Here is a 1,655-nt window from a genome sequence, read left to right as displayed (position 1 = left end):
TAGGCGTGGCAGAACAGCGGCTGGCCGGGATGTTCCCAGCGCGTGCGCAGGACGCTGCCTGACTCGCTCTCGGTGATGAAGAGGTCGCGATTGTCCGGCCCGCCGAAACAGACATTGGTGGTGCCGAGGCCGCGCGGCGAGCGGATGCGCAGCAACGGCTCCCCGAGGCGGGAGAAGATCCACACCGTCCCCATGCCCGCATGCGCGACGGCGATATTGCCCTGCACGTCCATCGCCATGCCGTCCGGTCCGGCAAGCCCTCCCGACATGGCGATGAAGCGCCCGACGCGGATCACGCCGCCATCCGCGGTGATCGGCACGCGCCAGATCGCATTGTCGCGCGTCGCCGCGACGTAGAGCGTGTGCCCGTCGGGCGTCAGCACCAGGCCGTTGGGGCTCGGGATGTTGGAGACCAGCGCATCGGCCTGGTCCGTCCCCGCGCGCAGCCGATAGGCGCGGCCCGCCGGATCGTGCAGGCCGGTCTGGCCCTGGTCGGTGAAGTAGAGATCGCCGTTCATGGCGAAGGTGCAGTCGTTGACGCCGCGGAAGCCTTCCCGCCGCGCGCGCGGCAGCAGCGACGTGACGCTGCCCGTCGAGGGATCCAGGCGCATCAGCCCCCGCTTCGCATCCGTGATCGCCGCCCAGCCGTCGCGATGGAAGGCGAGGCCGTTCGGCTCCCCGTCGTATTCCGCGACGACGCTCCATTCGCCCGACGGCGAGACGCGGAAGATGCGTCCGAACACGATGTCGGTGAGCCAGAGATTGCCCGCCCGGTCGAAGGACGGACCCTCGAGGAAGGAATGCGGCGTCGCGCCGCCACGGCCATAGAGCCATTCGCTCGTGCGGCCGCGGATGCGGAGCGCCTCGGGCACCTCGGTGTGGATCTCGGCGGTGACGGAAGGGGGTGCTGCGTACATGTCTCAGCCCAGGGTGATGTTGGCGTCACGGATGAGGCGCGCCGCGCGCTCGCGCTGCGCGACGACGAAGGCGGCGAAGTCCTGCGGGCTCGTGCCGAGGGGGACGATGCCGATCTGCTCCATGCGCGCGCGCACGTCCGGCTGCCGCACCGCGAAGATCGCCGCGGCGTGCAGGCGCTCGATCGCTGCAGGCGGCGAGCCGGCAACCGTCCAGAGGCCGTTCCACTCGTCCCAGTCGAAGCCGGGATGGCCCTGCTCGGCGATGGTCGGCATGTCGGGCAGCGCGACGATCCGCCGAAGCCCCGCGGCGCCGAGGGCACGCAGCCGCCCGCCCTGCACATGCGCCGTGGCGGCGGCGGCGGACGCGAAGGCCATCGCGACGTTGCCTGCGATCAGGTCCGTCATCGCCGGCCCGCCGCCGCGATAGGGGACGTGCACCACCTCGATGCCCGCCATACGCGCGAACTCCACCATCGCGAGATGCGCGCCGGTGCCGTTGCCCGAGGATGCATAGGACAGCGTGCCCGGCCGCGCCTTCGCCGCCGTCACGAGGTCCGCCACCGTGCGGTAGGGCGAGGCCGCGGGAACCACCAGCATCTGCGGCTGCCAGGTGAGCTGCGTGATCGGCGCGAAGGCGGTGGCGTAGTCGAAGGGCAGACCCGGCATCAGGGTCGGGTTGACGACGTGGCCCATGCTGTCGAGCAGAAGCGTGTGGCCGTCCTTCGGTGAACGCGCGAC

Annotated in this window: 2 protein-coding genes; both read right to left on the bottom strand. The window is 71.1% G+C overall.

Translation table 11 applies throughout. The features are described 5' to 3' along the window. Positions 1-917 (bottom strand): SMP-30/gluconolactonase/LRE family protein (locus tag GXW76_RS25290; protein WP_211864902.1); only part of this gene is annotated, 917 nt, incomplete at its 3' end. 3 nt (positions 918-920) lie between these two features. Continuing rightward, positions 921-1,655, bottom strand: a 735-nt coding sequence (locus tag GXW76_RS25285) for a tripartite tricarboxylate transporter substrate-binding protein (RefSeq protein WP_211864901.1), incomplete at its 5' end; no start/stop codon positions are given.

Origin of the sequence: Neoroseomonas soli (assembly GCF_018129065.1) — a bacterium.
GTDB classification, from domain to species: Bacteria; Pseudomonadota; Alphaproteobacteria; order Acetobacterales; family Acetobacteraceae; genus Neoroseomonas; species Neoroseomonas soli.
This window is presented reverse-complemented; position numbering and strand designations above follow the sequence as displayed.